Source organism: Methylobacterium gossipiicola (assembly GCF_900113485.1).
Taxonomy (GTDB): domain Bacteria; phylum Pseudomonadota; class Alphaproteobacteria; order Rhizobiales; family Beijerinckiaceae; genus Methylobacterium; species Methylobacterium gossipiicola.
On record NZ_FOPM01000056.1, the window covers coordinates 1 to 4,035 of the forward strand.

The window sequence follows — 4,035 nt, forward strand, 5'->3', positions numbered from 1 at the left end:
TCGCTCGCGAACTTCAGGGGAAAAGGGTGGGCTATGCTTCGTCATGGCTCCAGTCTCTCAAGAGTTGGAGCCTCCGAGAAACCCGGTGCGGTTCACTTTGAAAAAACCGTTTCCGATGCGCTTGAACTGCAAGGATTTCAACTCACTGGGATCAAACGCCTGCACCCGAAGGAGTTCGATGTCGTGACCACGCGTGACGGCGTGATATTCAACGTGCAATGCAAAAACAATCTCATCGATTTGAGCCGACTTGAGGCGGATCCAAAGCTGTTCGCCCGCTATAATCGCGCGCGTGTTGCGAGCTATGAACGGGCGCTTCGCAAGGAGTTGGGCCGCGAGGCCCTACTGACTACCGAGCTTGGCCTCTCTCACATCGAGCATCTTGTGGTCGCGCGCTTTCCATTCGCGAACGACAATCCGAGAATTATTCCGTTCAGCCGGATCGAAGACCTCTCAATCATTGCAGCCGACCTTACAGCCAAGCCGCAGACGTAGCTCTGGATGGGAGGGTGGTTCCCGGAAGAGAGAAGGCCGCTCGGCCTCAGGCTCGTGCACTAACGTGCGAGCTATGCTCTGTTCTGGAGCGTTGCCAGCTTCCGGGCAGCGCCGCGTTGCGCGCGAAGGCGTTCGCCGTAGCGGGCCGGCATCGCGGGCGTCTTCCACGAGCCGGCCTGCATCACCTCGAGCAGTTCGAACCCCGCCGCGAACATGTCCTGCGTCGCCCCGACTCGTGTGGAATGTCCCGAGGGAAGGCGCGCCAGCTTCAGCCCAGCGGCCGTGGCGAGATCGCGGAACACCCGCGCCACCTCCCCTCCCCCGAGCGCGGCCGTTCCGACTTGGCCGCCCTTCGTCAGCGGCCGGAACAGCGGCCCGCTCTCCAGCCGCGCAGCCGTGAGCCAAGCGTCGATGTGCGCCATGGTGTCGGGGGCGAGGTACTTGATTGCCCCCTCCCCTTCCTGGTCGGCCTTCGAGCGCCGGACCAGCACGGTGCCGGAGCCGTCCGCGCCCCTGTGCAGGTCCCCTATATATAATGACACGAGTTCGGAGCGGCGCAGCAGCGTGTCGTAGGCGACGGCAACGAGCGCCGCGTTGCGCAACGCGATCAGCGGTACCTCGCGTTTCGCCTCCGTCACGCGCCGGTGCAGCCGCCCGGGCGTCCTCACCTCCAGCATGCGCTCGATGCTGCCCCGGTTGAGCGGCTCGGCCTGTTTCTGGCGTCGACCCTTGGCCCGGTTCATCCGCTTCACCGCCAGTCGGACGATCTCATCAGCGCAGGGGTTCGAAAGTCCGGCCGCGCGATGCAAAGCGGCGATCGAAGAGCGGTAGCGCTCGACCGTTGCGCGCGCCTTGATCTCGGCTTGCGCATCGATGAAGGCGGCGACGGTTTCAGGGGTGGCCGGCAGCATCGCCCTCCCCGCTTGCCCACACCACGCCGAAAAAATCCGGCTGTCGGCGGCGAAGGCGCGCATCGTGTTGTCGGCGAACGCCCCGCGTGCGGCGCTGGCGTGCTCCTCTAACCGCTCGATCAGCAGGTCGAGGCCGGGCGGCAGCGCATCGGCGAACGGGACCGGTGCAGCAAACGCGCGGGGCGTCGGCCCGGAGTCGGATTCGGCGACGTCAAGCTCCATGGTGGGAGCCTAGCGGGTCAAATCCTAACGATCCACAAATTTCCTGCGATAGCTCCTATTATCGGAGACAATTCATCGAGGACGGCTCGAACCTGTTTCCCGTTGAAGCCGGAGGGCGATTGGCCTCTGTGCGCAGCGCCTGATGAATGGCACACATGCAATTATGGCTATCTACTCATTGTGACATCTACCGCTATGACTGATAGAGTTTTCGTTATCAAACGGATTAGGGTGGGCATGCCATGGCATTTGTGACTGACGTAAAGCTGGCAGCCAACGGCCGCATGCTCCTGCCGCAATCGGTACGGGAGGCGATGGGCATCACGGGTGAGACGCGTCTCATCGTGACCGTCGATGGACCCGAGGTCCGGTTGTCGCCGATTACCGGTGTGGTCTCGAAGCTCCAGGCGCTCTACCGGGAACATGCCACGCAGGACGCTGACACCGATGCGTTTCTCGACGAGCGGCGTATCGATAGCAGCGAGACCCAGGATGCAACCGCATGAGCCAAGTCGTCTACGATACCTCGGCGGTGATTGCGCTCCTGCGCGGTGAACCCGGTGCGGACAGGGTCGCGGCGCATGTGGGACAAGCCGCGATGTCGACCGTCAATCTTCAGGAACTCGTCAAGGCGCTGCTGTCGCGCGGCCTGACGCGGCCGGTGATCGAGGAGATGGTGCATGAATTGCGCCTGGATCTGCATGCACACGATCGCGGCGACGCCTTCGCTGCCGCATTCTTGAGCGAAGCCACGCGTCAGTATGGCAGCGGGCTCGGCGACCGGACCTGCATGGCTTTGGCGATCAAACTCGGTATCGCGGTTCTGACCACGGACCGGGCTTGGGCAAGCCTCAAGATCCCCGGGCTCAAGGTCGAGCTTGTTCGCTGACCCGTGATTTGGAACAGTTAAAACGATCAGAATGATCGGATCTACCGGACCGTCTCCGACCCTGCAGCGTTGCCATGCCGCCACTCTCCGATCGCCAACGGATCGAACTCACGATGCCGGCCTATCTGCTCTACGCACTGATCGGAACACCGGGCGTCTTCCTTCCGGCCGGTTCGGATCTTGCCAAGGCCGAGAGCGACATCGTCGCGCTCCGCGAGCAGTTGAAGGCGGCCTGCGTCGAGCCGGTCCAGGATCTCGTGGAGAAGAAGCAGCATGCGATTTTCCGACGCGTCGAACGGATCGCGAAGGGCATCGTGGCGGAGTGGACGGATCAATCCGCGCTGAGCGTGATGCTGATGCTCTGGTACTTCGTCAAGGATCTGACCGACTGGGAGATCCTCATCCTGTGGGAGGGCTCGACGATGGCACGGGCGACGAGCGGATTGCTGCCGATGTTCGCGTATGGGTTCGACGAGCAGGATCGGGATGCTGCAGCCCAGGAACAGGCCCGTCATCTCCTCGATCGCCTTCGGAAAGAAGGACTCTACAGCTGATCGTCAGCTGTTAAATTTATCCCCATCTCCACATCAGGGGACCGTAAAACCGATCCTCAACGAAAAGACTGAACCCGCCGGATTTTTCAAGAAATCGCCGTTTATTTAGGGGAAAACCCAAGATTTCGCTGCACAAGATTGATGTGTGCCCGGGACGGGCACGGAGCTGCAAGTCGGCAGCCGAAGCGACGGAGCCCTGGCCGCCTACAAAACACGTTCGGTTTTCGGGAGGACCGACGCGGTTCCCCATCACCGACAGGTTATCCGCGACCGGCAAGCTCATGGTTCGACCAGGCCGAGCCTGACGCAGGCGACGGTGGCCTGCGGATTCCGACGGAAGCCGGCCACCCATTCCGAGGCGAAGCCGGCCACTCGGTAGCCGGCATCGGCGAGGGCGCATCCCCGCGGGTCAGCAACCGCGGCATCCCTGTCCTCGACCACGAGTGGTCAGCCCCCATTGGAGTGGTCCGCCCTGAAGTATGGCTTTGAGCCGACGGAGAACGGACGCGATGGGAACGAAGAAGCACAAACCGGAAGAGATCGTGGCCAAGCTGCGGCAGGTGGACGTGCTGGTCTCGCAGGATCAGAGCGTGGCAGACGCGATCCGGGGTATCGGCGTGACCGAGGTCACGTATGACCGCTGGCGCAAGGAGTTCGGTGGGCTGAAGTCCGATCAGGTGCGCCGCATGAAGGAGCTGGAAACTGAGAACCAGCGGCTGCGAAAGGCGATTGCGGATCTCACGCTCGACAAGCTGATCCTGCAGGAGGCCGCCCGGGGAAACTTCTGAGCCCCGCGCGCCGGCGCGCCTGCATCGAGCACGTCCGGACCGTGCTGACGGTCTCCGAGCGGCGCGCCTGTCGTGCACTCGGACTGAACCGCACCGGGTTTCCCGGAGGCCGTTTGGTTTGGGTCAGGCGGCCAAGGCTTGGACCTCGGCCTGGGCATAATAGCGTGCTTCCGCCT

The 4,035-nt window shown here is 62.8% G+C and carries 5 protein-coding genes and 1 pseudogene; 5 read left to right on the forward strand and 1 reads right to left on the reverse strand.

From position 1 onward, the window contains the following. Positions 1–495, forward strand: a 495-nt coding sequence (locus BM249_RS21470; RefSeq protein ID WP_210187009.1) for a hypothetical protein, incomplete at its 5' end; no start/stop codon positions are given. 71 nt (positions 496–566) lie between these two features. On the opposite strand, the gene BM249_RS20870 is transcribed toward BM249_RS21470, so the two are convergent. Next, complete coding sequence (locus BM249_RS20870) at positions 567–1,628, reverse strand: site-specific integrase (protein ID WP_091975535.1); 1,062 nt, start codon at positions 1,626–1,628, stop codon at positions 567–569. 242 nt (positions 1,629–1,870) lie between these two features. On the opposite strand from BM249_RS20870, the gene BM249_RS20875 reads away from it, so the two are divergent. The 4 genes and pseudogenes from BM249_RS20875 to BM249_RS20890 form a co-directional block, all read left to right on the forward strand. Then, complete coding sequence (locus BM249_RS20875; protein ID WP_091975537.1) at positions 1,871–2,134, forward strand: AbrB/MazE/SpoVT family DNA-binding domain-containing protein; 264 nt, start codon at positions 1,871–1,873, stop codon at positions 2,132–2,134. Then, positions 2,131–2,517: a type II toxin-antitoxin system VapC family toxin gene (locus BM249_RS20880; protein WP_091975539.1), complete on the forward strand. Its 387-nt coding sequence runs from the start codon at positions 2,131–2,133 to the stop codon at positions 2,515–2,517. Before BM249_RS20875 ends, BM249_RS20880 begins: the two co-directional genes overlap by 4 nt. Before the next feature lie 113 nt (positions 2,518–2,630). Then, positions 2,631–3,071 (forward strand): hypothetical protein, encoded by a 441-nt coding sequence (locus tag BM249_RS20885; protein ID WP_244528897.1) that lies wholly within the window; start codon positions 2,631–2,633, stop codon positions 3,069–3,071. 509 nt (positions 3,072–3,580) lie between these two features. Further along, positions 3,581–3,954, forward strand: a pseudogene (locus tag BM249_RS20890) (transposase); the annotation flags it as partial. Positions 3,955–4,035: the final 81 nt, after the last annotated feature.